At 46.4% G+C, this 24095-nt stretch carries 25 protein-coding genes; 7 read left to right on the top strand and 18 right to left on the bottom strand.

Features of this window, described 5'->3' with window-relative positions; translation table 11 throughout:
• Nucleotides 1-39: 39 nt before the first annotated feature.
• Both bluB and DF182_RS29805 read left to right on the top strand, forming a co-directional pair.
• Nucleotides 40-693 (top strand): 5,6-dimethylbenzimidazole synthase, encoded by a 654-nt coding sequence (bluB, locus tag DF182_RS29810; protein ID WP_113619773.1) that lies wholly within the window; start codon nucleotides 40-42, stop codon nucleotides 691-693.
• Nucleotides 694-732: 39 nt separating this feature from the next.
• Nucleotides 733-1257, top strand: coding sequence for a hypothetical protein (locus DF182_RS29805; RefSeq protein WP_113619407.1), 525 nt, complete (start codon nucleotides 733-735; stop codon nucleotides 1255-1257).
• Between the two features lie 92 nt (nucleotides 1258-1349).
• Here DF182_RS29805 and DF182_RS29800 read toward each other — a convergent pair whose 3' ends face one another.
• The 13 genes from DF182_RS29800 to DF182_RS29740 all read right to left on the bottom strand — a co-directional run bounded on the left by DF182_RS29800 (nucleotide 1350) and on the right by DF182_RS29740 (nucleotide 14232).
• Nucleotides 1350-2507, bottom strand: coding sequence for a threonine synthase (locus DF182_RS29800; RefSeq protein WP_113619406.1), 1158 nt, complete (start codon nucleotides 2505-2507; stop codon nucleotides 1350-1352).
• A 60-nt stretch (nucleotides 2508-2567) separates the two neighbouring features.
• Entirely contained in the window at nucleotides 2568-3467 is a 900-nt protein-coding gene (locus tag DF182_RS29795) for a LysR family transcriptional regulator (protein ID WP_113619405.1), read from the bottom strand.
• A 156-nt stretch (nucleotides 3468-3623) separates the two neighbouring features.
• Nucleotides 3624-4295 carry an ABC transporter ATP-binding protein gene (locus DF182_RS29790; protein WP_113619404.1) on the bottom strand — a complete coding sequence of 224 codons (672 nt, stop codon included), beginning with the start codon at nucleotides 4293-4295 and terminating at the stop codon, nucleotides 3624-3626.
• A gap of 1 nt (nucleotide 4296) precedes the next feature.
• Nucleotides 4297-5559 (bottom strand): ABC transporter permease, encoded by a 1263-nt coding sequence (locus DF182_RS29785; protein ID WP_211327244.1) that lies wholly within the window; start codon nucleotides 5557-5559, stop codon nucleotides 4297-4299.
• Between the two features lie 3 nt (nucleotides 5560-5562).
• A complete protein-coding gene (locus tag DF182_RS29780) occupies nucleotides 5563-6654 on the bottom strand; it encodes an efflux RND transporter periplasmic adaptor subunit (RefSeq protein ID WP_113619403.1) in 1092 nt (363 codons plus the stop codon).
• A gap of 9 nt (nucleotides 6655-6663) precedes the next feature.
• The gene (locus tag DF182_RS29775) at nucleotides 6664-7995 is read right to left on the bottom strand and encodes a TolC family protein (RefSeq protein ID WP_161964315.1); all 1332 of its coding nucleotides are present in this window, start codon (nucleotides 7993-7995) and stop codon (nucleotides 6664-6666) included.
• Between the two features lie 61 nt (nucleotides 7996-8056).
• Complete coding sequence (locus DF182_RS29770) at nucleotides 8057-8521, bottom strand: GbsR/MarR family transcriptional regulator (protein WP_147243590.1); 465 nt, start codon at nucleotides 8519-8521, stop codon at nucleotides 8057-8059.
• A gap of 418 nt (nucleotides 8522-8939) precedes the next feature.
• Nucleotides 8940-9647, bottom strand: coding sequence for an alpha/beta fold hydrolase (locus DF182_RS29765; RefSeq protein WP_113619400.1), 708 nt, complete (start codon nucleotides 9645-9647; stop codon nucleotides 8940-8942).
• A gap of 48 nt (nucleotides 9648-9695) precedes the next feature.
• Nucleotides 9696-10307, bottom strand: coding sequence for a Crp/Fnr family transcriptional regulator (locus DF182_RS29760; RefSeq protein ID WP_113619399.1), 612 nt, complete (start codon nucleotides 10305-10307; stop codon nucleotides 9696-9698).
• A gap of 31 nt (nucleotides 10308-10338) precedes the next feature.
• The gene (locus DF182_RS29755; protein ID WP_113619398.1) at nucleotides 10339-11019 is read right to left on the bottom strand and encodes an NAD-dependent epimerase/dehydratase family protein; all 681 of its coding nucleotides are present in this window, start codon (nucleotides 11017-11019) and stop codon (nucleotides 10339-10341) included.
• 54 nt (nucleotides 11020-11073) lie between these two features.
• Entirely contained in the window at nucleotides 11074-11868 is a 795-nt protein-coding gene (locus DF182_RS29750) for an SDR family NAD(P)-dependent oxidoreductase (RefSeq protein WP_113619397.1), read from the bottom strand.
• A gap of 73 nt (nucleotides 11869-11941) precedes the next feature.
• Entirely contained in the window at nucleotides 11942-12532 is a 591-nt protein-coding gene (locus DF182_RS29745; protein WP_113619771.1) for a Crp/Fnr family transcriptional regulator, read from the bottom strand.
• Nucleotides 12533-12552: 20 nt separating this feature from the next.
• A complete protein-coding gene (locus DF182_RS29740) occupies nucleotides 12553-14232 on the bottom strand; it encodes a hypothetical protein (protein ID WP_113619396.1) in 1680 nt (559 codons plus the stop codon).
• 93 nt (nucleotides 14233-14325) lie between these two features.
• Here DF182_RS29740 and DF182_RS29735 point away from each other — a divergent pair, with 93 nt between their 5' ends.
• Nucleotides 14326-14970, top strand: coding sequence for a hypothetical protein (locus DF182_RS29735; protein ID WP_147243589.1), 645 nt, complete (start codon nucleotides 14326-14328; stop codon nucleotides 14968-14970).
• Nucleotides 14971-14972: 2 nt separating this feature from the next.
• Here the strand turns inward: DF182_RS29735 and DF182_RS29730 are convergent, their stop codons facing one another.
• The gene (locus DF182_RS29730) at nucleotides 14973-16412 is read right to left on the bottom strand and encodes an aminotransferase-like domain-containing protein (protein WP_245957601.1); all 1440 of its coding nucleotides are present in this window, start codon (nucleotides 16410-16412) and stop codon (nucleotides 14973-14975) included.
• A gap of 69 nt (nucleotides 16413-16481) precedes the next feature.
• On the opposite strand from DF182_RS29730, the gene DF182_RS29725 reads away from it, so the two are divergent.
• A complete protein-coding gene (locus DF182_RS29725) occupies nucleotides 16482-16907 on the top strand; it encodes a GNAT family N-acetyltransferase (RefSeq protein WP_170148846.1) in 426 nt (141 codons plus the stop codon).
• 99 nt (nucleotides 16908-17006) lie between these two features.
• On the opposite strand, the gene DF182_RS29720 is transcribed toward DF182_RS29725, so the two are convergent.
• The 3 genes from DF182_RS29720 to DF182_RS29710 form a co-directional block, all read right to left on the bottom strand.
• On the bottom strand, nucleotides 17007-17396 hold the full coding sequence (locus tag DF182_RS29720) for a DoxX family protein (RefSeq protein WP_113619394.1): 390 nt from the start codon (nucleotides 17394-17396) through the stop codon (nucleotides 17007-17009).
• A gap of 138 nt (nucleotides 17397-17534) precedes the next feature.
• Nucleotides 17535-17864: a hypothetical protein gene (locus DF182_RS29715; RefSeq protein ID WP_113619393.1), complete on the bottom strand. Its 330-nt coding sequence runs from the start codon at nucleotides 17862-17864 to the stop codon at nucleotides 17535-17537.
• A 217-nt stretch (nucleotides 17865-18081) separates the two neighbouring features.
• Entirely contained in the window at nucleotides 18082-19347 is a 1266-nt protein-coding gene (locus DF182_RS29710) for an erythromycin esterase family protein (RefSeq protein ID WP_161964314.1), read from the bottom strand.
• Between the two features lie 505 nt (nucleotides 19348-19852).
• Here DF182_RS29710 and DF182_RS29705 point away from each other — a divergent pair.
• Nucleotides 19853-20248: a VOC family protein gene (locus DF182_RS29705; protein ID WP_113619391.1), complete on the top strand. Its 396-nt coding sequence runs from the start codon at nucleotides 19853-19855 to the stop codon at nucleotides 20246-20248.
• Nucleotides 20249-20563: 315 nt separating this feature from the next.
• Nucleotides 20564-21469 (top strand): EamA family transporter, encoded by a 906-nt coding sequence (locus DF182_RS29700; protein ID WP_113619390.1) that lies wholly within the window; start codon nucleotides 20564-20566, stop codon nucleotides 21467-21469.
• A gap of 113 nt (nucleotides 21470-21582) precedes the next feature.
• Here the strand turns inward: DF182_RS29700 and DF182_RS29695 are convergent, their stop codons facing one another.
• Nucleotides 21583-22566: a GlxA family transcriptional regulator gene (locus DF182_RS29695; RefSeq protein WP_113619389.1), complete on the bottom strand. Its 984-nt coding sequence runs from the start codon at nucleotides 22564-22566 to the stop codon at nucleotides 21583-21585.
• Nucleotides 22567-22907: 341 nt separating this feature from the next.
• Here DF182_RS29695 and DF182_RS29690 point away from each other — a divergent pair, with 341 nt between their 5' ends.
• Nucleotides 22908-23891 (top strand): ABC transporter ATP-binding protein, encoded by a 984-nt coding sequence (locus tag DF182_RS29690; protein WP_113619388.1) that lies wholly within the window; start codon nucleotides 22908-22910, stop codon nucleotides 23889-23891.
• Nucleotides 23892-24095 lie beyond the last annotated feature (204 nt).

Genomic DNA, 24095 nt, shown 5'->3' with positions numbered 1-24095 from the left:
AAATTGAAGTCGATATCTTCGATGATCATTGGCGACCACATGGATATACTAAATGGTAAATTGTTCACAGCAGCAGAAGCTACTGTTCTGGAAGATGTGATTGTAAACAGACGGGATGTTCGGGGCAACCGTTTTCTTGATAAACCTATTGAACCTGAAACACTCAATAAAATACTGGATGCCGCATTGCACGCGCCTTCAGTAGGGTTCTCCCAGCCCTGGGAGTTTGTGCTGATTGAAGATAATCAGGTAAAGCAACAGATAAAAGACAGCTTTGCGGCAGAGAATGAAAAAGCCATTTCGTTGTTTGACACAGATAAACAACCGGAATATATCCGGCTGAAGCTGGAAGGTATTCTGGAAGCACCGGTGAATATAGCCGTCTTTTATAAGCCGGCTGGCAAACCGGTGTTAGGGCAAACTTCGATGGAAGAGGTAGGTTTGTACAGCGTGGTATGCGCGGTACAAAACATCTGGCTGATGGCCAGAGCGCTGAATATAGGGGTAGGATGGGTGAGTATTCTGGATCCGGAGCAGGTAAAGAATATATTAAAGGCGCCGGCAGAAAACAAGCTGGTAGCCTATTTGTGCCTGGGACATACAGATGGATTTTATACTTCCCCGGAGCTGGAACTCCTGCAATGGGAAAAGAGAAAAATGAAGGATACTGCCGTTTTTTATAATACCTATTAACAGCAATCTGCTGATCTTATATAACCCAAATAGATACCTGTGAAACTTGTTCCATTTGAAGATTATACCCTTATAAGCAATTTGTCTCCGGAGGAAGTGAAGAAAAGGCTGGAGGAAAAACTGAATTTGAAACGCCGCACAGCTTTTATTAGTTTCAGACCACAGTTGGACACTGACAGGCCTTATGAAGGAGCTTTCCGGGGAAATAAATTTGTGATCAAGCGGATTATCAACTATCGTAATTCTTTCCTGCCGGAGATCACTGGTGTGGTGACACATGAAGTAGTGCATACCGCGATAAAAATAAAGATGAGGATGTCGGTATTTGTCTGCGTTTTTTTGGTGATCTGGCTGCTGCTGATGTCCATGATTTTGTTTAGTGTTAAATCAAGCACCGGAGCGGATATCATTCCGTTGGGTATATTCGGGAATATACCTTTTCTGTCACAGGCATTGTTGTGCTTGTTGATGTATGCTGTCACACTAGGGGCTTTTAAGTATGAGAGCATGAAGTCCAAAAAATTCCTGGCAGCATTATTTGAAGGCAGGGAAGAAGGAAAATAAAGCTTAATAGTGTGGGGAAAGTGTATAAGTATGAAAAGCCGCGCAAACATGAGCGTCGCGCGGCTTGATATTGTTGATAGAACAGGTGATCGTTAACGGTATTTGTACCATGAGCCGGTGTTAAACAACAGCACTTCCTCATCTTCCTGAACCCAGTCTTTTTCAATGAGTTTTTTGAGGCCCATATAGGTGGCGCTACCCTCCGGTGATAGTAATATACCTTCGGTGGTGGCCATTTCCCGGATGCCTTCTTCCATTTCATCTTCTGTTATGGTAAGCGCCTTACCATCACTTTGCTGAATTACTTCCCGCATCATGTCTTTTGCAAAAGGCTGTGGAACAGCCAGACCATAGGCTTTCGAAGGATAGGCCTGAAAATCTTCAGGCAGGTTTCCGTTTTTAATGTACTGAACCATAGGTGCACAATTTTGAGATTGAATAATGATCATTCTGGGTAGTTTGCTACCAATCCAGCCCAGCTGCTGCATTTCCCTGAAGGCTTTCCACATGCCTATCAGGCCAGTACCGCCGCCGGTAGGATATATGATGACATCGGGCAGCTGCCAGTGCAGCTGCTCCGCTATTTCGTAACCCATGGTTTTTTTCCCTTCCAGGCGGTAGGGTTCTTTCAGCGTGGACATATCGAAGGCGCCGGTTTCTTTCACCAGCTGACGGGCTATCTGGCCGCAGCGGTCTATCAGGCCATCTGCCAGTATCAGTTCTGCACCGTGCAAACGACATTCTTCCAGTAAGGTGGCAGGTGTATGCCGAGGCATTATTACGGTGGCTTTGATACCAGCTTTGGCACAATAGGCACTCAGGGCGCCACCGGCATTGCCGGCAGAGGGCATGATACAGTGGTTGACGCCCAGTTCCAGCGCTTTGGATACGGCCACACTGATGCCCCTTGCCTTGAAAGAACCGGTGGGATTCATACTTTCATCCTTTAACAGCACCCGTACCCCCAGTTTCTGACTCACGGCAGATAACCGGTGCAAAGGTGTTCCACCTTCGCCCAGGCTTACAATATACCATGGGTCCATCACTGGCAGCATCTCCCGGTACCGCCATATAGTATGCTCCCGCCCGTTCAGGAAGGATGGGTCTGGTAAATCACCACTATAAATCGTTATCAGTGGTTGCTGACAACAGGTGGCATAAGATTGCAATATCCCTGCGTCGTATAATCTTCCGCAACGGGGACACTGCAATGCAGTCGCCAATGATATGTTTTTTCGTGTAATCGTCATTCCCTGTAAATGTAGGAATGACCTATAACAAACAGATGTCGTTTTGGTTATAACCTATAACTATTGGTTATAAATGCTTCTGGCGAAGCGAATTAGTTTTTTATTCAGTTCATTCGTTTCTCCTTTCCGCTGAATGAAGTAAAAACTTCTTTCTATATGCAACCCTTCAAAGGAAATTTCCGTAAGATCTCCCTGCTTTAATTCCTTCAGCACCGAACGTTTGGGCAGAAAACCAATACAGCCCGATTCTATCAGGAAGTTCTTTAATGCCTCGGTGCCACCCAGCCGCGCTTTTACCTGCAGATCGTTGATGCCGGTCTTGTTTTTCTGCAATGCATACTTCAGCGCTTCCAGCGTACCACTGCCTCTTTCCCGCAGGGCTACCGGCATTTGTAACACCGCTTTCAAAGGATAGTGCCGCGTTTTGGAAAAATCACTTTTCCGGCCACAAACTGCAATCACCTGGTCGTTGATAAACGGATGGTACACCACATTCGTCAGTTTTCCCCGGCCTTCAATAATACCCAGGTTGATATCCTGATTAAGCAACGCCTCCAGCACAATTTCCGCATTGCGATTCAGCAGATTGATCTCTACCTGCGGATACTCCTGTTGAAATACAGAAAGTACTTTAGGCAGGATATACAGCGCCACCGTAGTACTGGCACCCAGTTTCAGTACACCCTTGGCCTGATGCTTGTCGCTAAAGGCCGCCATCTCAAATTCCGTTTCCGCCTGTATGTTTTCTACCTGTAACAAACGCTTCAGTAAATAACTGCCGGCATCTGTCAGTGAAATCTGTATGCCTTTGCGCTCAAAAAGCCTGGTCTTGTAATACTCCTCCAGGTACTTTACATGTTTGCTGATGGCTGGCTGCGATATAAACAACGTCTGACTGGCCCTGGAGAAACTTTTCTCTCTGGCTACTTCAATAAAAACCTGATGGTGCGTAGAGAGCATAACAGCTGTATTTGTATCAACAATTTACAACAATTTCCCAGGGCTGAAGCCCTGGGCTAAAATTGAAATCAGCTTATTATTGGCTTGGGGAAAGCAGAATTAATGCTGGCTATTTAGTATTAGTGGATCGTATAGTCTTTAACGTGAGTTGCTTTTTCAATCTGCAATTCTGCCATCTACCAGGTGAATAATATGGTCTGAACGCCGGGCGAAATCTTCATCATGGGTAACCGTGAGGATGGTTTGGCCTTTTTCGGCAGACAGCTGCCTGAAAAGATCAAATACGATAGCGGCATTATGACTGTCCAGATTACCGGTAGGCTCATCACCCATGATAATCAGTGGCTCGTTGATCAGCGCGCGGGCAATGGCTACCCGCTGCTGCTGGCCGCCGGAAAGGAGAGATGCCCGTTTGGTGGCCTGCTCGGAAACGTCTAGTAGTTGCAGTATGTCCATAGCCCGGTGCTCTATTTCTGCTGGACTGTACCTAGCCAGCTTGAGCGCAGGCAGCATCACATTCCGGAGTACACTGAACTCTGGCAGCAGATAGTGAAACTGAAACACAAAACCAATATGGTGGTTCCTGAAATCGGCCAGCCATCCGTTTTTCTTGCCACGCATCTCTTCATTGTTGATCCGGATACTGCCATCAAAATCGGTGTCCATAGTGGATAACAGATATAACAGGGTAGACTTGCCACTGCCGGATTTACCAGTAATGGAGATAAACTTTCCCTGCTCTATATCAAAATTCACATCTGTCAGCACCTGTAAACGGGCCGGCTGAAAAAAATACTTGTTGATGTTCCTTACTTCTATCAGGTTCATGTTATCCTCTTAAAATAGTGATAGGGTCTACATTAGCGGCTTTGCGGGAAGGCAGGTAGCCCGCCAGGGTAGTAGTGAGAATACCGAAAGTAAAGCCGGTAACGTAATACACCATGCTGAAACTCACCGGCAGATGGTCCAGTGTGATCATCACATCGCTATGATAAGGCATTTTGGAGATGCCATAGGCCACCAGAAAACCAAATACCAGTCCCATCAATGCGCCGGCGATGCCTATGATCAGGGCCTGTACCAGAAAGATCCAGCGGATATCTGAATCGGAGAAGCCCATGGCTTTCAGAATGGCGATGTCTTTCATCTTTTCATAGATCATCATGGTGAGGATGTTGAAGATGCCAAAACCAGCTACCAGCAAAATAGTGATGGCTACACCGTAAACGATCATCTTACGGAGTGAGTCTCCTTCCAGTAGCGCGGCGTTGTCCTGTTTCCAGTCAGAGCCATGAAAGCCGTATTTATCCTGCAGCTCCCGGCTCATCTCCGGGGCCAGTTCCATATCATGTAGTTTTATTTTTATGTCGGTGATATAGGAGGCCGGCACTTCCAGAAAACGCTGTACGGTATTGAGGCTGGCGTAACTTTGTTGTTTGTCAATGTCTGTCATTCCTGTTTTGAAGATGCCCACCACTTTTACGGAAAAATTGTTGCCTTTTTCGGTGGTGAGTTCTATCCGGTCGCCGGTTTTTACATTAAGCCGTTTGGCTAGTCCTACGCCTAATACCAGGCTGTTGGGCAACGTAGACAGCTCCTGGAAGCTGCCTTCCAGCAGTTTAGCCTGTAGATGAAAAAGGGGATTTTCCTCTTCAAAACGGATGCCGTTGATCGTGCCATTGATCGTGCTGGAGCCAAGGCGGTAAAACACCTGGGTGTTCACAGACCCGGAGATGGCGGCCACACGAGGGTCCTGCTGCAGTTGTTGTACAATCTGCCGGCCATCTTTCAGGTTAAGTAAAATATCTTTGGGTTTTTCATGGGCCACGATATTAATCACATGTGGATCTGCCTTGTCCAATACACTTTGGGGAGAAGTCTGTACTTCGTTGTACAGCCGCAGATGTGGTGACTGTTCGAAGGCTACTGCTTTAACAAAATCATTGGAGCCCTGTATAAAGCTGACCATGAATATAAACACGGTAATGCCAAAGGTGACGCCCACCGTGGCAATGATGGTTTGTTTCAACCTCGCACGCATATGGGTGAGGGCAATGGAGGCGGCCAGTTTTATGTTGGTAAGTAGTTTCATGTGTCATTCTTTTATAGCGATCACATCACCGGCTTTGAGGCCTGATTTAACTTCCACCCAGCTGCCGTTGCGGATGCCGGTAAGGACGGCTGTTTTATGAAGTTTGCTGCCTTGTTGCAGGTATACGCTGTCGCCTTTCAGCAGATAGTCTGCAGGCACCACCAAGGCAGTGATATGCTCCCGAACAAGGATGTTGGCTTCTACAGACGATTGAGGATAAAACTGTGCAGTGTCCTGTACGGCCGCTTCTACCTGAAAGCTGCGGCTTTCTTTTTGCAGCAGCGGAATGATCTTATTGACGCTGGCTGCAAACTGCCTGCCTTTATATACGTCTGTTTCAAAATATACTTTCTGGCCAATCTTTACTTTGCTGATATCGCGTTCGTCTACCAGCAGCTCCAGTTTGAACTGCCCAGGCAAACCCACCATCAGTACGGGATCATTCAGCTGTGCCAGTTCTCCTTCTTTGAGATAAACCTTGTATACATATCCGTCAACCGGGCTTTTTAATATTTTGCCTTCCCTGCCCTGGCTGGTGGCAGCCAGCTGCTGACGTGCCTGCAGCAGTTTTTCGGTCAGTTCATGTTGCTGGGTAAGATATTGTTCCTGTAATGTCTTGTAAGTTGTAGCGCTGCTGGCAGCCTGCATCCTGGCCTGTTCTGCATCTTTTTCGGAAACAGCCTGGCTTTTGGCCAGTTCAGTATAACGGTCGGCATTCAGGGCGTCTTGTTCCTGCTGGACTTTGGCCAAGGCGATACGTTTTTGCAACTCACTAAGTGATGAGGAACCTGGTTGTGCATTTTTACCAGCCAGGGCTACCTGGCTATGAAGAATGTCTTCCTGTGTTAACTGGCTGGGCGTGCCTAATACAGCCATCACTTCATTTTTATGAACCGCATCACCTTCTTTTACCATCACTTTCATCAGCAGGTCGGCTACATTGGATTTCAGGAAATAATATGCTTCAGGCATGATCTCTCCCGAAGCATATACAGCTTCGTTCAGGGTGCGTGACTGTACGGTATAGGTAGCAGTTTTTTGTTTGCAGGCAACAGCCATGAAAACAGCGGGTGCTATGATCAAAAACTTTTTCATGCAGGTCCTTTATTGATTTTGTAAGTAGTTAAGTTCGGTGAAGTGTTTGTAAAAGTCCATCCGGGCCTCATTCAGCTTGGCTTGCGCATCGTACAGGTCCTGCTGTACTTCCCTCAACTGTATCATATCGATGATACCTTTGTTGATTTTCTGGCTGCTGAGTGTTTCGTTTTCTTCTGACAGGCGTATGTTTTCCTTTTGCCGTTGTATATCTCGTGAAGCTTTTTCCAGTAATAATTTTTCTTCCAGATATTTTTTTTCCTGCTCGGATGTATAATGTTTGAACCGTGTGGCGGCGGCCAGCCATAAGGCTTTCTGGTTGCGGGGCCTGTTGGAGAAATTGGCTGCTGACAGTGGGAGGCGTAATGCTACACCTGCATAGCCTACGGTAAACCAGGGCGAATGGGTTATAAAATTGAGGTGATCACCAAAGCCCAGCTGTTGGTAGGAACCTTTGAAATGCAGGGTGGGGTATAGGGCTGTATAGGCATTACGATATTGTTGTTTAGCTACTTGCACTTTCAGTTGCTCTGTTTCGTAATCGGGGAGCTGTGTTGTATTGTAGTCACTGATTTCCAGAGGGGGCAAAGTTGTTGCAGCTGTGATGGTTAATTTACCATTCAGTGGATAGCCCATCCAGAATCTGAGATCCAGATAGGCTTCCTCGAGGCCTACCTGTGCTTTGTCTACAGCTTCCTGTCTGGTTTTCAGCAAGGTGGCTGATTGATTAAAAGTGATTTTATCCGTAAATCCTTTATTGAGCTGAAGGGAAATCAGGTCGTGGATCTGGTGGTAGTTTCCATAGAGGCGGTTACATACGTCCAGGTATTCCATTTGTTGCTGTACGTTGTAGTAGGCCATTCGTACGTTTTTCAGCAGGCTGCGTTGGAGAGCGTGGTATTCGCTCTGGCCGGATTGCTGTTGCAGTCTGGCCAGTTTGATATTCTGCCATGTCTGCAGGTCTGCCAGCGGAAGGTCTGCATCTGCGCCATAGTTGCCCATCCACGGGGTTCCCATCCTTATGGGTACAAAGGTGCCGGAAGGCTGGCCAACCAGTTCACCTGGAAATACCTGTACTGGTATCTTCCAGTAGTTGTCTACCTCCGCTCTGATGGTGATGTCTGGAGCTAGTTTTAATAAGGCTGCTTTGCTGTCCAGGATGGCGGCATTAACGGAATGGGCTTTGGCAAGGAGTTCGTTGTTGTGGCTGTTGGCATAGTCCAGGCATTGCTGCAGATCCCAGGTGGTGGCAGGTGCGGCTGTATCCTTTAAGGGCATGGATTGCCCTGCTGATCCTGTGGCATAGGTAACCAGCAAAAGTAAAATGATACTTTTTTTCATCTGAGTCATTGTTATTCTTTTAGTTCTGAACTTTGAGAACTAAAAGGCCGGCAAAAAGAAACTATTTGTCTTTTCTATTCAAAGCAACGGTTCTTCTCCACCTTTCCAGCATCATCGGAATTTCCACCAGCATCATCTTATACAGTATCGACACATCTTCCAATTCTTTGCTGAAATCATCATCTATCTCCCGGATAGATCTGACATCGTCCATGATATCAAAAAACACTTTAATTCTGGCTGTCAGATATTCTTCCCGGAAGATATTACGCAGGTTGGCGGAAAAGTAGCGTTTTCTTTGCCCACCAATGGTTTTAGACTCTATCATCTTTACAGACTCCAGCATCTTGAGGGCATTCGAAACAGCACTTTTGCTCACTTTAAAATAATCAACGATCTGTTCAAAAGTCGCCTGATGTTCTTCACTGAGCAACAGATAGATATACACACGCGCAGCTACCGGGGTCAGCCCCAGGCTCTCCATCGTTATACTTATCTTTTCTATCCTGTCTCTGTACTTTTCCAAATCGGTTATTTATGTAACACCAAAATTGACGAAATAAAATTGGTTTTCCAAAAAAAGAACCAATCCCAGGGCTGAAGCCCTGGGCTAAAATTGTTGGCAGTTCGCGCTAGCCCCCTGGGAAATTATAAAGGCCAGCCCGAAATTCTTTTATTCGCAGCAGCTGCTATGAATAAAAGAATTTCGGGCTGGATTGTCATCCTGGCAATCATTAAAACCCGCCGCTAATCATCCGCTTACATCATTCCTGAAAATCATTCATGTCTCAGCGCTAATCATCCGCTTATATGATCCCTGCAAATCATCAAAACCTCAGCACAAATCATCATTTGCTTACATCATTCCTGCAAACCATTAAGCCTAATGGCTAAATTATTCCCAATTCCCCCGCTCCGGAAAAAAACAAACATAGCCCAGGGCTTTAGCCCTGGGACTCGAGAAGAAAACGCTCCAGCGATTCATTAAATAATTCAGGAAGCTCCATCATAGGGGCGTGGCCGCATTTGGGCAGCATCACCAGTGAAGCATTAGGCAGGAACTGTAAAAATTCGTGTGCTACATCGGGGGGCGAGATTTTGTCTTCTTCTCCCCATATCAGTAAAGTGTTGGTGGGTATCTCTGGTAATATAGGCCCGACATAATTGCGTTGGGCTGATTTGGCCATACGGACGATACGCATACATTTGGCGGCATTGGTGGTAGTTTTGAATACCTCATCTACCAGTTCATCTGTTGCGGTGGCCGGATCATAGAATGTGTAGGCTACGCGTTCCCGGATATAGTTATAGTTGCCTCGTTTGGGGAAGCTACCCAGGCTATTGTTTTCGTAGAGGCCGGAGCTGCCGGTCAGGATCAGTTTATCGACCATTTCCGGGTGCCGGTGGGTATAGAGGATGGCGACATGTCCTCCGAGGGAATTGCCTATCAGTATTAACTTTTCCAGGTGATGTTGCTGTATATAGTTCTCCAGGTAGTTGACCAGGTAATCGAGATTGTCCTGATTATGTTGGTCATAAATAGGTAATGGCGGAATGTGAATGTCATAGCGTGATTCAAAATTCTGAACTACTCCGTGCCAGTTACTAAGCCCGCCAAAAAGACCATGCAACAAGATCATGCTTTGCTTCATATTTTTTTAAAGCAAAACTATCCATTCAGTATATCTGTGTCCGTGACTTCAATCACAAAAGTTCCTGTTCTGGTCCAGCAGGTATAGACGTGCTCTGCTCAAGGCTTCGCGGCTGATATACAGATACCGGGCGATGTTGGTAAGTGATATTTTCTGAACAATGGCTGGGCGTCTTTCGAGTAGAAAGCGATATCGCTGCAGCGGACTTTTTAAAGACAGGATCTGCTGATGTTCTGTTTGTTGTTCTGACATTTCCTGAAACAGCTGGAGGTTGACATGCAACAGGTTCATATGCAGATGATACAACGGTTCCAGCCTTTTGATATTGATCCGCAATATCACGGAATCTTCCATGGCAGTAATACTGATTGCGGAAGGCGCTTTTTTATTATAACTCTCACAGTTGGCAAGGAAGTCGTCGGGGAAGCCAAAACGGATGATCTTTTCGGTTCCTTCTTCATCCAGGATGGAAAATTTGAACAGGCCGGAAATCACGAAGGCGGAATAACGTGCTACTTTACCATAACGGAGGAAGGACTCTCCTTTACGGATGTGTTTAATTACCACGATGCTATCCAGTAACTGCCATTCTTCTTGGGTCACCACCGGATATTTTTTCATCAATCCGTTATAGTAGGAAGGTAGATAGGATGTTGTCATGGGTGTAAAATAAATAAAAATTACCGATACTTCAGAGGGGTGTTCCTGCCAGGGCTATGATATCTTTTCCTTCGATGATCTGTCGTCCGTAGCCGTACAGGGTTATATTGATCATAGCACGTCCCAGTTCTGCCAGTGTACAAAAACCGCTGGGGAAAAGGGCTCTTCCTATCGGGAAGAGCCAGTTGATGTATCTGTAAAAAGTATGTGCATGTTTTAAGCCTTTGGTGGGTTTGATAAAACCGGGCCGGAAGGCATACACTTTTTTGAATGGTAGTTTCAGCAGGTCGTTTTCGGTTTTGCCTTTTACCCTGGCCCAGGCACTGCGACCTTGTTCCGAGCTGTCTGTACCGGCGCCGGAAATATAACAGAATATCATATTGCTGTTTCTGCGGCTCAGGGTTTCCGCTACATGCATGGTGAGCGTATAGGTAAGCCGGTAGTATTGTTGTTGGGCCATACCTACAGAAGATACGCCCAGACAGAAATAGCAGGCATCATAATCCCGCAGCTGATCTGCAATGGGAGTAAGGTTAAAAAAGTCCTGATGGACGATCTCTTTTAACTTAGGGTGTACGATGCCGGAGGGCCTGCGGTTGATGACCAGTACTTCTTCCACCTGCGGATGCTGTAGACATTCATGCATCACACCTTCACCTACCATGCCGCTCGCACCGGTAACAATTACTTTGAGTTGCCGGGTATTGCTCATAAGGATTTTTTATATGTAGAAAGATAATCGCTTTTACCTTACTACCCAAAAATATCAGCCATGGCTTACCCTGTTTCTGAACATGCCGGCTACAATACCAATAACAGCTTTGCGGGGGAGGAAGCGGGAGGAAAGCGACTGCAGGTAATTGCTCCATCCACCGGTGACAATATAGTTTTTACCTTTCAGGAAAGCACTGATACCTTCGCTGGCTACCTGTTCCGGGGTTGCTGCCGGCATCCCTTTGGTATCCGCATTTGCCACCCGGAAAAAAGCCGTCTCTGTATTACCCGGACAGACTGCGGTAACCGTAACGCCTCTGTCCCGGTATTCGCCGTACAGGGCTTCGGAAAAACTAAGCACAAAGGCTTTGGTGGCACAATACACTGCGATATAAGGTGCAGGCTGGAAAGAGCCGGTAGAGCCTATGTTGATAATGCCACCGCTTTTTTTCTCCAGCATATGTGGCAGAAACAGGTGAGAGAGTTCCACGAGAGCGGTGGTATTGAGTTGTATCATGTCCTGATAGGTATCCGGTGTCTCTTGCAGGAAACCGGCCCATTTACCGAAACCGGCATTGTTGATGAGGATATCGATATTCAGCTGCTGCTGCCAGATAGCTGCGGCCAGCTCCCTGCCTGCGCCCTGTCTGCTCAGGTCTGCTGTGATGACTGTCGCTTGTATATCGTAGGTGCTGCTCAATTCCCGGGCCGTCTGATGAAGCTTGTCGCCGGAGCGGGCGGTGAGCACCAGATGGCAGCCGTATGCCGCAAATTGTTTTGCAAATGCTTCTCCTATACCGGATGAGGCTCCGGTGACCAATACAGTTTTACCTTTAAGTGATTTCATAATTTATCAGCTTGATAAGGCAAAATTAAGGGGGCAGGAGACAGGACTACTTGACCTATGTTAGGAATTTATTTTAGCCTTGTGTCTGTAAGGTTCGCCGGATACGGCTGAGCGACTCAGGCTTCACACCTATAAAGGAGGCTATATATTGTAGTGGAACATGATGAACATAATCCGGATGTTCTTCCAGCAGCTGGAGATATCTTTCTTCCGCAGTTTTACTGATGATATCGCGGGTCCGTTGTTCATTATACAGCACAACGTTTTCATTAATGATACGGCCTGCTTCCGCCCATTTATGATTGTTGACAAACAATGTGTCCAGCTTCTCTTTGGGGATACGCAGCAGTTCACAGGCAGTAATACATTCGAGATATTCATACGAAGGTGCGCCGGTAATATAACTGCTGAAAGCGGTGATAAAGCCTGTGGGACAGTTGATATGATTAGTTACTTCCAGCCCTTCTTTTACATAATATGTGCGGAGGTAGCCGGAATTGATAAAATACATATAACGGCAAATACTGCCTTCTTTAACAAGAACAGTGCGCTTGGCAAAATGCACTGGTTCAAACGAGGAACGAACCTGTGTCTGTTCTTCTTCATCCAGATGAACCAGTGCATTTAATTGCGCTATGATTTTATGATAAGGATCGTGCGGCATATTACCCCAAAGGTAGGGTATTACAGCGTTACCCAAACGATATAGGCCTGTTTGTGTCCTTCTTTTCTTTCAATCATCATTGTGGCAAATGATTTCCCATCCGGCTTCCGGGCGATCATCTCCATCTGGGTGAAGCGGGATTCGCCGGCAGCAGGCTCTCCATAAAGCCAGGTTTTGTTGATCTGATGACCGTCATACACCGCACATACAGTGTTGGTACGGGACATCTGGTATACTGTTTTCTGCGAACGGTAGCGCTCACTGGTATTTTCCTTGTTGGAAGGATAATCATTGTATATCACATAATCCCTGCCATCAGCGCTGAAAAAATCGTAGGAACAGAATCCGGAAAGGTTCATCCAGTTGTCGGCTGCACGGAAAGTCCAGCCGGACTGATTCCGTTTGTTGAGCGCAAAAGTATTGATGAAAGCCTCTGCTCTCTGGTCTTTTGCAATGGCATAACCATCCAGCTCTTTGCCATCAGCTCCCAGCTTTACAAGGCCTATTCCACCCAGATGAGTGATTGTATTGGTGGTAGGCGTTTTAAAGTGAAGGAGAGTGCTGTCATAAATAGTCCGGGTAGTCACATCGGTTTCTTCCATGAGCAGTTGTACCGAGCCATCGGGATTGAGCCTGAAATCCTGTATCTCACCATAATAGGGATACTTGTACTGGAGATGTTGCTGCGCGTATGTATCCAGCAGGTTGTGGCGAACAAAATAATGGTTCTTAACAGTTAGGTTGTCCGGATTGATTACATTCATCAGCAACGCAAACCGATTGATCAGATTGGTGCGCATGATGGGCTTTTCTTCCGTGGTACGCGATTGGACCGTAGTGAGCAGATAGATATGGCCATCCTGACGGTTGTATTGCAGTGCTGCATTCTGCACCTGCATGTTGGCCGTGTGTTCCAGTACTGATGTTTGGAAAGACCGGTGTCCGGGTTGTAGTTTGCCGATGATAATACGCGAATTCCGGGTGTAAAACACTCCGTTGTTATAGGCAAATGTGGCCAGGAATACGGCTGAATCAGCGTTTACATGCATGTCAGCAACATCGATGTATTTAAGGTGGTTGTCAGGGACCTCAAAAAATGCATCGTTAAGTAAGGTGTGATGCGGGCTGAAATGTAGTACTCGTATACGCTTCGCTGCATTACGGGTGCCCATATTGGTCATGGCTATACCGTAAAAATCACTGTCCGGATCCTTTTTAATCACGAACGAAGGTATCTCTTCCGGATTAGAGGAGACGACATGGTGATTAAGTAGGTTGGGTCTGGAAAGACGGGCCACCAGTGTATCCGATAACAGGGCGCCGCTATGGGCGTCAAATACAAGCCGGTACAAAGCGGGCTTCAGATGGATCTGCTGCTCCAGGAATACCACGGCCTGCCCATTGATGGCGTATAGCCCGCGCAGTTGTGACGTGTACATCCGCCAGTTGCTCCAGGAGCGGATAGAAGAACGCGTTGTTGCACTGACCTGATGGTTCGGATTGTAAACCGTGACCTCAATACCCTTTCTGGGTGTGAAGTTGAAGAAAAGCGTATTCCCATCCGGCATGAATAGGAGTCGGTTGGCACCGGAAGTGGGTTCTGGGAAAGGCTCGCTGCGTTGAACGCTTGGAGAAGATGGTTGTGCAAATACATTGGTGGCTATTATGCACAGACTGGCTAACATTGTTTTGGCGGACATAGGAATGAAAATTTTGGTAACTGTTTAATAACAATTTCTATGCCGCCTCTGCAGTTTTAAATTGGTAAATTATTTTATCGCATTTTTGTGAATATGGAAAACAGCATAAGATTTATTGTTGAAAGATTGTTGGGGAGAAATCTCAGCGCGGATGATGGAGTGAGTATTACAATGATACAGGATACAGAAGCGCGGCTGTCTGTAAAAATACCGGAGTTACTGCAAACATTTTATTTGTGTGCTGGTCGTAATGAGCAAGTGATGGATGTTTTCCAGCATTTTGCTCCACTGGATAAGTTGTATGTAGAAGATGATAAACTTGTTTTTCTGGAAGAAAACCAGGGTGTTTGTGTATGGGGTGTGTCTCCTGCTGCACCGGAAAAAGTATATCAATGTCCTGTGCCAGACAAGGAATGGTACGCCGAAGATGCAGACCTGCAGGCTTTTCTGGAGATGTGTTTATATTATCAGTTTGCCCAGGGTGGTTACAACTACATGGCTTCACTGTACAGTGGTATAGATGACGAAATGATAACCGTAATGTTGCAGGACCTTGCCACTCATTGGGAGAAAGTGGTAGATCAATCCAACAATCTAATCATCTACTGGAGTACCGACAAGCTGGTATGGTATTTCCCTGACCCGCAGGGCGGAGTAGGAGAAAGCCTTTTTCTTTCCTGCAGAACAGAAACTGAAATGGAGTTAATGATAGACCGTTATGATTTCGGAGAATTATAAATCTATAGTTGTCCTGCAATCCTGCCCAGCTGTTGTAATCTCCGCTGCAGCTGCTCCGTCCAGGGTAACCCAAGTGACAGGCGCATACAGTTATCAAACTGTTTTTGCAGGGTAAACATACGCCCGGGTGCAATACTGATCTTTTGTCTGATAGCGGCCTCGTAAAGTACGGCTGCATCTGTTCCTTTCTGCAGCTCCACCCACAGCGAAAGACCGCCCTGCGGCCGCGATATGCGGGTGCCTGCCGGAAAACCGGAGGCAATAGTATTCGTATAGTGTATACAGTTAGTTTGCAGAATATCTCTTAATCTGCGCAGGTGATGGTCATAGCCGCCGCTTTCCAGAAAACCGGCTACAGCTTCCTGTGTGATGGCGGTGTTGGAAAGCACATGGAGATGTTTTAATCGGAGTATCTGTTCTTTATACCTGCCTGGAGAAACCCAGCCCACGCGATAACCAGGAGCCAGTGTTTTGGAAACGGAACTACACCATAATACATTACCGGTTTTATCAAACGATTTACAGGAAATGGGCCGGGATGGCCCAAAGTAAAGATCGCCGTAAATGTCATCTTCTATCAGGGGAACGTGATGTTTCTCCAGCAATTTCACTACTGCCTTTTTATTTTCATCGGGCATACAACAGCCTAGTGGTGTGCTGAAATTGGTCACCAGCAAACAGAGATCAATTTCTTTTACAACCGCCTTCAGCGCCTGCAGGTCTATACCGGTTTGCGGATGGGTGGGCAGCTCTAATACCCGCAGGCCCAGACTCTGCGCTAACTGCAGTATGCCGGGATACAGCGGGCTCTCGGTAGCGATGGTGTCACCACTTTTGGTAAGGGCCATCATACACAAACTAATGGCATTCATGCCTCCACTGGTGGTAATAATATCATCCGGGCCGAGGCTGCCGCCCCACATGAAAGAACGACGTGCAATAGCCCGCCGTAGTTTTTCGTTGCCCTGTAACGACTCATAGCCAACGCTGCTTTCTTTCAGCTCGCGTGAAGCCTTGAGCAGGCATTTGTTGAGTTTGGCCACTGGCAGCAGTTCCGGTGCTGGTATACCAACGGAGAAAAGGGTCAGGTTCTTTTTGCCCATGTCTTTGTAAACATGGCTGACCAGCTGTACCGGCAGAGGGCGACTGTCTTTGCCGGATGGATGGCTGGTTGCCGGCAGTGGCAGCTGCCTCAGTGGTACCTGTGCTACAAAATATCCGGATTGCGGCCGTGATATGATCAGCGCCTTGCTCTCCAGTTCCAGATATACACGTTTGGCTGTATTCATACTAATTCCCTGTTCCTGGCAGATGGTGCGGATGGATGGAAGTTTGTCTCCGGGCTTTAATACTCCGGTTTTTATCAGCCTGGTAATGTTCTGCGCTATATGCTGGTATTTGTAGTCTTTGGTCATCATCTCAACAGTTTTAACTGTGTCCATCAAAAATAATAAAATTGTGACTGTGTCCATATTGTCTTATTAGTCATTTTTGCTGAAAATTTTCCAGGAATGATTAATCAGATAGAAATTAAGACAGGAGTAACACAGATGGATATTCCAGCTATCCACCATTACCTGAGCCACGATTCTTACTGGGCGCAGGGGATATCTTACGACCTGGTGAAAGCATCGCTGGAGCACTCCTATTGTATCGGGGCATTTGTGGGAGACCGGCAGATTGGCTTTGCCCGGTTGATTACAGACTATCACACTTTTGGCTGGCTGGCAGATGTGTTTGTATTACCGGAATATCGCGGAAAGGGCATTTCCAAAAAGATGATGCAGCATATGACTGATGAGCCATGGGTGGCTAAATTGCGGAGGCTGATGCTGAATACAAAAGATGCGCACACACTTTACGGCAGTTATGGCTTTAAGCAGCTGAGTAATCCTACTATGCTCATGGAGGTGTATCGGCCGGATGTTCACCAGTGACGTCATCTCTTTTTGGAGAGAAGTATATTGTATGCTGATAAAAAGCCGGGAAGCTGGACTATCCTGCTTCCCGGCTCATATTGTTCATGGTTGCCGTAATTAATCTTTGCGCATGGGTATCATGTTCCTTAAGCCGGTGTCCTGAAGATAGAGGGCAGCCCAGGTTAATATCCCGAAAAGCACGGGGAACCAGTAAGGTTGTGCTACCCTTACCATAATGGCTACCGCTCCGCCCAGGTAAGCGGTAATGATAATGGCGCCCAGTATGGCAGTACGCGGGATAGCATACAGAATAGTTCCGATGAGTAAAAGGATACCTATAAACTGCACCTGGTCGGCAGGCCAACCCAGTGCGGTGGATCCTTCCATCGAAGGTCCTGCTTTGAATACTTTCATGACAGCATCTACCAGCGCAAATAAAATTACAAGGATGCTGATGATTCTACCTGTTAAGCGTGCAGATTTCGAAGGTGTTATTGACGTTGTCATAATAGCAGTAGTTTGTTTAGGATTTAATCGATAGTGATTCTCTGCAGACCCCGCAACGCTTCCGGAAATTGTTGCGTGATTTGCTGGTACAAACTTACTGTCAATTATGATAATCAACGTTGTGTAAATACGACATTCTTAGGGGGTAATTGCGGCGAAGTTTTCCGCCAGCACAGCGGCTATGTGCTCGCTATGGAAAGTGATTTCATCACCGGGTTGCAGGTCATGCCGGTACTTCGATGGAGTAAGCAAAGCGCCTCGATAGCAGTCATGCTGCATATCGGTGATCTTTACCAGTATTCTTTCTGATTTGTGGCCACGGGTGCTGCTAAAGCCTACAACAAAAAACAAACAAACTATGTCTCCATGAGAGAGACCCGATAACGCTGCTGCTGCTGGTTTACCAAATATTCCCGGATTTTCCGCGAACATGGCGGATACATTCTCGAACTGTAATGACGCGGTCATATGGTTAAAATAAATTGGTTGCTGCGACGAGGATCCTACTAAGATAACAAATAGTTGAATTGCTTTTATGGTAGAGCGGGTTTTATTTTTTATTCAACGCAGAAAAACTTTCGGGTAACTGGAACATGACACTCTAAAATACAGCTGCGTACAGGAATTGATGGTTAAAGAATAATCCCTGTACGCAGTTATTATATATTTTATAAAAAAGTAATTATCAGCGGTCTACCGGTACGGACGTACGAATAAAAACAAGTCCGTCGAACACGTGAGGCCAGGTACCTTTCAACGGCGTAAAATCAAACAACGTAGCTTGCTGGGGCTGTTGCAGCCAGCCTTTGGCCGTACGATAATCTATAAAAGCATGCTGATAACCTGTAAACTGTGCTTCCACGCTGGCTGGCTGTGGAGCTGGTACAGCGGTTAACTTATCGTTCGTATAATCTATATAGTTGCCCGCTGCGCCGGAGAAACCAATGGCATAGGCATCTTTACCGAAATGCCGGCTTACAGTGGCGCCCATAGGTACCAGTGTTTGAAGGAAAGGAACAGGGCCACCAGTGTGGAATTCCAGTTCGCTGGTATTTTTAGCGATGTGGATGTTGTGTGCCCACACAATGATCTTTTTGCCGGGAAATGCTTTTTCTGCCAGCCATATCAGGTTATCAGCCATTTGTTTGTCGCGTACACTGAGCTCATTGCCGGTAGTCAGCCCCCAGTAACGTTTTGCCTGCGACTCAATACTGCAGGTTACCTGATACCAGAAACCCGGTGATGTGGTGAAATGAGTGCTCTTGTTTTTACTCCCGGATAAAGCCGTTTTAAGTTTGTCTAACTCCTTGAAAAAAATTTGTTGCTCTTCGGCAGTAGGACGGTAGGTATTAGAAGGGAAGGTCGCCAGTGACACCCGGCGGAAAAGTGCCCAGTTGTCGTCCAGCAGCGCAGGATGCTGCTGCTTTAGGAACTGTTCAAAATCAGGGAACAGCTGTTGTTTGGCATACTGGCCGGTGTGTTGGCTTTCAAAACCCGCCACTGTCAGCGGAGATGCTGATTTTACGTTGGCCTGAATGTAGTCAAACAATGGTGTCATCTGTTTGCTGGTAGCATACATGTAGAACAGGCTGCCTGGTAGCTCTTTCGCAAACGGACTGCCATGAAGGGTATTCTCCCAGATGCGGGCACAATCATAAAAACCACTTTCAAAAGCCAGTACATCAAATCCCATTTTCTCGTGGAGGAATTTAATCATCCTCGTCTTGGCCAGAAAAGTAGAGGCTTCTCCGTGAGTCTGTTCACCCAGCAGCACTATCCTGGATTTGCCAATGGCCTGCCGTAACCCTTCCAGGTCTGCATAGTTATCATTGGCAGGATCAATAGATTGCAGAACGGAAACGTGTTCAAGATTCGATGTCTGAGCATAGGTGAAACTACAGGACGTCATCAGGGCAAGGACCGTAGTCCCCAGTAATTTGCGTATAAGCATAGTCGTTAGTAGATAAAATGATTGTATACAGGGATGTCGCTTCTGGGACATCAAAGTACTATAAAGGAGCGATATCCTGGTAAATAAATCACGCCCGTCTTATCATGTGTGCTGCAGGCAACAGAGGGGCTTCCTGTGCCGGTTGTGCGACCGGATGTTTGTCATGGCAACCTACCTACTGAGTTCGGCAGCCCGGATTACCAGCCTGCCGGCCTTGACAGATGGAACATGGGCAGGGCACGTTGACTGATATAATACCCGGATTGGGGTAAACTCTCCACCGATCCCTTCATCATAGGCACTCGTAACTACTTTGAATAATGCTGATGCCGGTTTTATATTTTTATTTTTAATGGCCCGACAAAAGCAGTTTATAGCTGTACTGTTTATTACCATCTCTGTGGTAATGGCAGAAGTCGTAATCTACCATTGAGATTGTCGCTTTAACACACTATCCGGGATGATTATTGACTGTAAGTTTGTGTCAGACTAAAACAGATAATTTATGGCAACGATGATCTTCGTTAATCTACCCGTTAAAGACCTCGATAAAAGCATGGCTTTCTTTACAATGCTGGGATATACTTTCAATGAACAGTTTACTGATGACAAGGCTGCCTGTATGGTGATTTCTGATACCATCTATGCAATGCTTATCGTAGAAAGGTTTTTTAAGACCTTCACCAATAACGAGATCTGTGATACCAGCCGGCATACAGAATGTATTAACTGTTTATCTGCATCCAGCAGGGAAGAGGTAGACATGATTGTGGCCAAAGCGGTAGCGGCCGGTGCTACCACTCACAAAGCTCCGCAGGACCATGGATTTATGTATGGCCATGGTTTCCAGGATATCGACGGTCATCACTGGGAGTTTATGTATATGGAACAGGAAGCTTAAAACTAAGTGATTATTTTACAAGCCTGATGAACATCTACTTCGTCTCAGGCTTGTAATTCATCTTTTTTTTCTATCTTGTCCTCATATTCAAAAAATTATGTTCCAGGTAATTTTCTCCAATACACCTCCCCCCGCAGTTGTTTGCTAAGCAAAACAACCGGTATATAGCCGTTCCGGCATTTCTTCTCTGAAGCGATAGTCTATTCCTTCATACGATTTACTGTGTCCGTTGACCTGGTTGTTTTGTTGTGCCTGTAGCTCAACAGGTTTCTGTATTACATTCTCTTTTAAACCAATTCAAACAATCAGCGATCAATGAACAGGTATATATGGATGGTTTTTGTCGGCGCATGCAGCTTCGGCATTTTATCCACTTTTGTCAAATTAGCCTACCGGGAAGGATATACAGCGGCGGAGATAGCCGTTACACAGGCATTTTCAGGGATGATGTTTTTATGGCTACTGGTACGGCTATACGGTAATCGTAAAGAGGGCGCGCAACAGGTTCGTCTTTCCTGGCAGGACCGCTGGCCGTTGTTACTCACCGGAACCACGATAGGACTCACCACCTTTGTGTATTATGTGTCTGTACAATACATCCCCGCTTCTATAGCAATTGTAATACTGATGCAGTTTACCTGGATCGGTGTGCTGATAGACTGGATATTTTACAAACAACGGCCGGGATTGCCCGAACTGATGACAATCCTTTTTATTCTCGGTGGAACGTTATTGTCTGGCGGGTTGCTCAAACAGGAGAGTGGCAGTCTCTCTGTCACCGGTCTGGCCTTCGCAGGACTTTCTGCATTGTTCTACGCTATATATGTGGTGGCCAACAGCCGCGTAGGAACGAGTATACAGCCGTTACGCAAAAGTGCGGTGATCATGGCCGGGTCTACCCTGGGGATTTTTCTCTTTAATGCTCCGGACCTTATTGCCAGTACTCACTTCGGCCCGGGACTGCTGAAATGGGCGCTGTTCCTGTCTTTGTTCGGGACTGTGATACCGCCGGTATTGTTTGCGGCCGGTATCCCCAAAATCGGCGCCAGCCTCAGTGCTATCATTATGACAGCTGAGCTGCCGGTGGCGGTGATCTGCTCGCATCTGATCCTGAAAGAAGAAGTAAGCGGGCTGCAATGGTTGGGCGTGATCATCATGCTGGTATCCACAGCCATGCTGAACCTACTGAAATCAAGACGAACCAGGGAAGCCTTACACTAAAATATAATCGGGTGGCTGCTATCAACAGCCACCCGATTATCTAACCTGGTATAAAAATCAGTAAAATATCAATCATCTATCGTTATCACATCCATCAGCGTCATCATTCCTCATCACAGTTCCAGTTCAGTTTCCTTGTTATACTTATTCCTATACTGTATCGGCGACATCCCGGTAATCTTCTTGAACGTGATCCGGAAAGCCTTTGGATCGGTATAGCCTACGTTGTACATCACCTCGTTAACATTCTCACGGGATGATTCCAGGCTCATTTTAGCGGCTTCTATTTTCACCCGTTGGATATATTCCACTACAGTATTGGCAGTGGCCTTTTTGAACCTACGTTCCAGGTTTCTGCGGCCCAGTGTAAACATACACGCGAGCTGGTCTACCGTTATTTTTTCGGTGTAATTCTGTTCAATGAATTCCTGTGCTTTAAGGATAGGCCCATCTTCATGGTCTTTCTGGCCTCTGAAAACAGTAAAGGGCGACTGGCTGTCGCGCTGAATGTCTATCTGGAATGCTTTGGCGCAGAACACAGCAATCTGTCTGCTGCTGTATTTCTCAATCAGATAAAGGATAAGATTGAGATAGGAAAACGCACCACCGCTGGAATAGATACCAAATTCATCGGTGATAATGCTGTCTTCCACAAGGGTTACCTGCGGAAACATCTTCCTGAAATCACTGGCTGCCATCCAGTGGGTAGCGCATCTACGCCCGGTTATCAGACCTGTGGCGGCTAACAGGAAAGCACCTACGCAGAGGCTGGCAACTTCGGCTCCTGCCTTGTACTGATGTATGATCCAGGGAATAAAGTCCTTGTTTTGTTCCAGCACCTTGTTCATATCACCATCCAGCGCCGGAATAATAATGAGGTCTGTTTTGGGGATCTCCTTAATGGTGGCATCTGCAAACACAGTGTACATACCTCCGCATGCCGGTACTTCCCGGGTAAGCCCTACCAGTTGTACCCTAAACAAGGGGTTGTCCCCATTGTTTTTAAGCATCTTGTTTACCTCGGTAAACACCTGACGGGGCCCTTCAATACTGCCCAGCACGGCCCCTCTTGGAACCAGGATTGATATGTGTTTCATATGTTAAAGGTAAATCAGCTTATTGTCGGGATCAACCCCTCAATTTGGCGTATATACACCCCCTGGGTCCAGATGTCTGCCTGTTTTTTGTGAGGGCGTACACCCGCCACCAGCGTGTATAACAGGCTCTGATGATCACACAGGGCTTGCCATTTGACCTGATTTCCGTTATATTTGTCGGATTAAAGTTCTTTTAAGTGGATTTTATTAACACCTGCCTGGGATACTATTTCAGACAGAATGATTTTTTGATAATAAACGCCCTCACGATCACAGGAATATAAAACCTCTTACATCAAGAGGTTTTTTTGTTGCTGTTGGACAAGGTATAAACAGGAAATATGAGCTTTTTAACAGTCTCCAATATCAGTAAGAACCAGTTAGGGGTACCGGTAGTAAAGGATATCAGCTTTACGGTAGAAAAATTTCAGAAAGTGGCTATTGCCGGGGAAACAGGTTCCGGTAAGAGTACGCTGCTGAAAATGATCGGTGGTTTTGTACAGCCCGATGCCGGCAAAGTGTCCTTTGAAGAAGTCAGGGTGGAAGGCCCGCTGGAAGTGCTGATTCCGGGACAGCCGGGTATAGCCTATCTATCCCAGCATTTTGAACTGCGTAATAACTACCGGGTAGAAGAAATACTTTCCTATAACAACAAACTGACGGAAGACTCTTCAGTAGAACTGTATGATCTCTGTCAGATCACGCATCTGCTGAAACGTAAAACCGACCAGCTATCGGGAGGAGAGAAACAACGGATTGCCCTGGCACGTCTGCTGGTAACAGCTCCCCGTCTGCTTTTGCTCGATGAACCTTACTCTAACCTCGATCTGATCCATAAAAACAAACTGAAAGAGGTGATCCGGGACATCTCCGAAAACCTGGACATCACCTGTATGCTGATCTCCCACGATCCGCAGGACCTGCTTTCCTGGGCGGATGAAGTGATGATCATGAAAGATGGAGAGATTGTACAAAGAGGCACGCCACAGCAGGTATATGGTCAGCCCGTTAATGAATATACTGCCGGCCTGCTGGGTTCCTATAACCTGATCAGCCCTGCCAAAGCCAAAAAGTTTGCCGGCCTGCCAGGAGTGGTGGAAAACGGAAAAAACCTCTTCCTGCGTCCCGAAAGTTTTCAGATTGTGGAAGAAGGTCAGTCTGCCCTGAAAGGAAAAGTAAAAAGTGTACACTTCTTCGGTAGCTTCTATGAAACCGTTGTGACCTTATCCAAAGACACCATTACTATCCGGACAAGCAAAAGCCAGGTGAAAAAAGGAGATACCGTGTACATCTCCACCCATGCCGATGAAGTCTGGTATCTTTAACAGGAATAACCTTTCTGCATAAGTGCCTGCTGGTGCCATCTGCACCAGCAGGCCGGTCCTTATATTCCTTTTTAATATCTTACAGGTTCCGGGATATATACTAACCATACCACTGTATCCATTTGAATGACCCAAAGATTGTCGAATCTCCGGTGACCCTTCTTTCCCTCGTTTATTAAAACAAACCAATGCTAAAGCGTTAAT

Source organism: Chitinophaga flava (assembly GCF_003308995.1).
GTDB classification, from domain to species: Bacteria; Bacteroidota; Bacteroidia; order Chitinophagales; family Chitinophagaceae; genus Chitinophaga; species Chitinophaga flava.
This window is presented reverse-complemented; position numbering and strand designations above follow the sequence as displayed.

Bases quoted from the DNA above. Each gene is read 5' to 3' on its own strand.
- bluB (WP_113619773.1), top strand. From the start codon at position 40: ATGGATATACTAAATGGTAAATTGTTCACAGCAGCAGAAGCTACTGTT.
- DF182_RS29800 (WP_113619406.1), bottom strand. From the start codon at position 2,507: ATGACGATTACACGAAAAAACATATCATTGGCGACTGCATTGCAGTGT.
- DF182_RS29795 (WP_113619405.1), bottom strand. From the start codon at position 3,467: ATGCTCTCTACGCACCATCAGGTTTTTATTGAAGTAGCCAGAGAGAAA.
- DF182_RS29790 (WP_113619404.1), bottom strand. From the start codon at position 4,295: ATGAACCTGATAGAAGTAAGGAACATCAACAAGTATTTTTTTCAGCCG.
- DF182_RS29785 (WP_211327244.1), bottom strand. From the start codon at position 5,559: ATGAAACTACTTACCAACATAAAACTGGCCGCCTCCATTGCCCTCACC.
- DF182_RS29780 (WP_113619403.1), bottom strand. From the start codon at position 6,654: ATGAAAAAGTTTTTGATCATAGCACCCGCTGTTTTCATGGCTGTTGCC.
- DF182_RS29775 (WP_161964315.1), bottom strand. From the start codon at position 7,995: ATGAAAAAAAGTATCATTTTACTTTTGCTGGTTACCTATGCCACAGGA.
- DF182_RS29765 (WP_113619400.1), bottom strand. From the start codon at position 9,647: ATGAAGCAAAGCATGATCTTGTTGCATGGTCTTTTTGGCGGGCTTAGT.
- DF182_RS29760 (WP_113619399.1), bottom strand. From the start codon at position 10,307: ATGACAACATCCTATCTACCTTCCTACTATAACGGATTGATGAAAAAA.
- DF182_RS29755 (WP_113619398.1), bottom strand. From the start codon at position 11,019: ATGAGCAATACCCGGCAACTCAAAGTAATTGTTACCGGTGCGAGCGGC.
- DF182_RS29750 (WP_113619397.1), bottom strand. From the start codon at position 11,868: ATGAAATCACTTAAAGGTAAAACTGTATTGGTCACCGGAGCCTCATCC.
- DF182_RS29745 (WP_113619771.1), bottom strand. From the start codon at position 12,532: ATGCCGCACGATCCTTATCATAAAATCATAGCGCAATTAAATGCACTG.
- DF182_RS29740 (WP_113619396.1), bottom strand. From the start codon at position 14,232: ATGTCCGCCAAAACAATGTTAGCCAGTCTGTGCATAATAGCCACCAAT.
- DF182_RS29735 (WP_147243589.1), top strand. From the start codon at position 14,326: ATGGAAAACAGCATAAGATTTATTGTTGAAAGATTGTTGGGGAGAAAT.
- DF182_RS29730 (WP_245957601.1), bottom strand. From the start codon at position 16,412: ATGGACACAGTTAAAACTGTTGAGATGATGACCAAAGACTACAAATAC.
- DF182_RS29725 (WP_170148846.1), top strand. From the start codon at position 16,482: ATGATTAATCAGATAGAAATTAAGACAGGAGTAACACAGATGGATATT.
- DF182_RS29720 (WP_113619394.1), bottom strand. From the start codon at position 17,396: ATGACAACGTCAATAACACCTTCGAAATCTGCACGCTTAACAGGTAGA.
- DF182_RS29715 (WP_113619393.1), bottom strand. From the start codon at position 17,864: ATGACCGCGTCATTACAGTTCGAGAATGTATCCGCCATGTTCGCGGAA.
- DF182_RS29710 (WP_161964314.1), bottom strand. From the start codon at position 19,347: ATGCTTATACGCAAATTACTGGGGACTACGGTCCTTGCCCTGATGACG.
- DF182_RS29705 (WP_113619391.1), top strand. From the start codon at position 19,853: ATGGCAACGATGATCTTCGTTAATCTACCCGTTAAAGACCTCGATAAA.
- DF182_RS29700 (WP_113619390.1), top strand. From the start codon at position 20,564: ATGAACAGGTATATATGGATGGTTTTTGTCGGCGCATGCAGCTTCGGC.
- DF182_RS29695 (WP_113619389.1), bottom strand. From the start codon at position 22,566: ATGAAACACATATCAATCCTGGTTCCAAGAGGGGCCGTGCTGGGCAGT.
- DF182_RS29690 (WP_113619388.1), top strand. From the start codon at position 22,908: ATGAGCTTTTTAACAGTCTCCAATATCAGTAAGAACCAGTTAGGGGTA.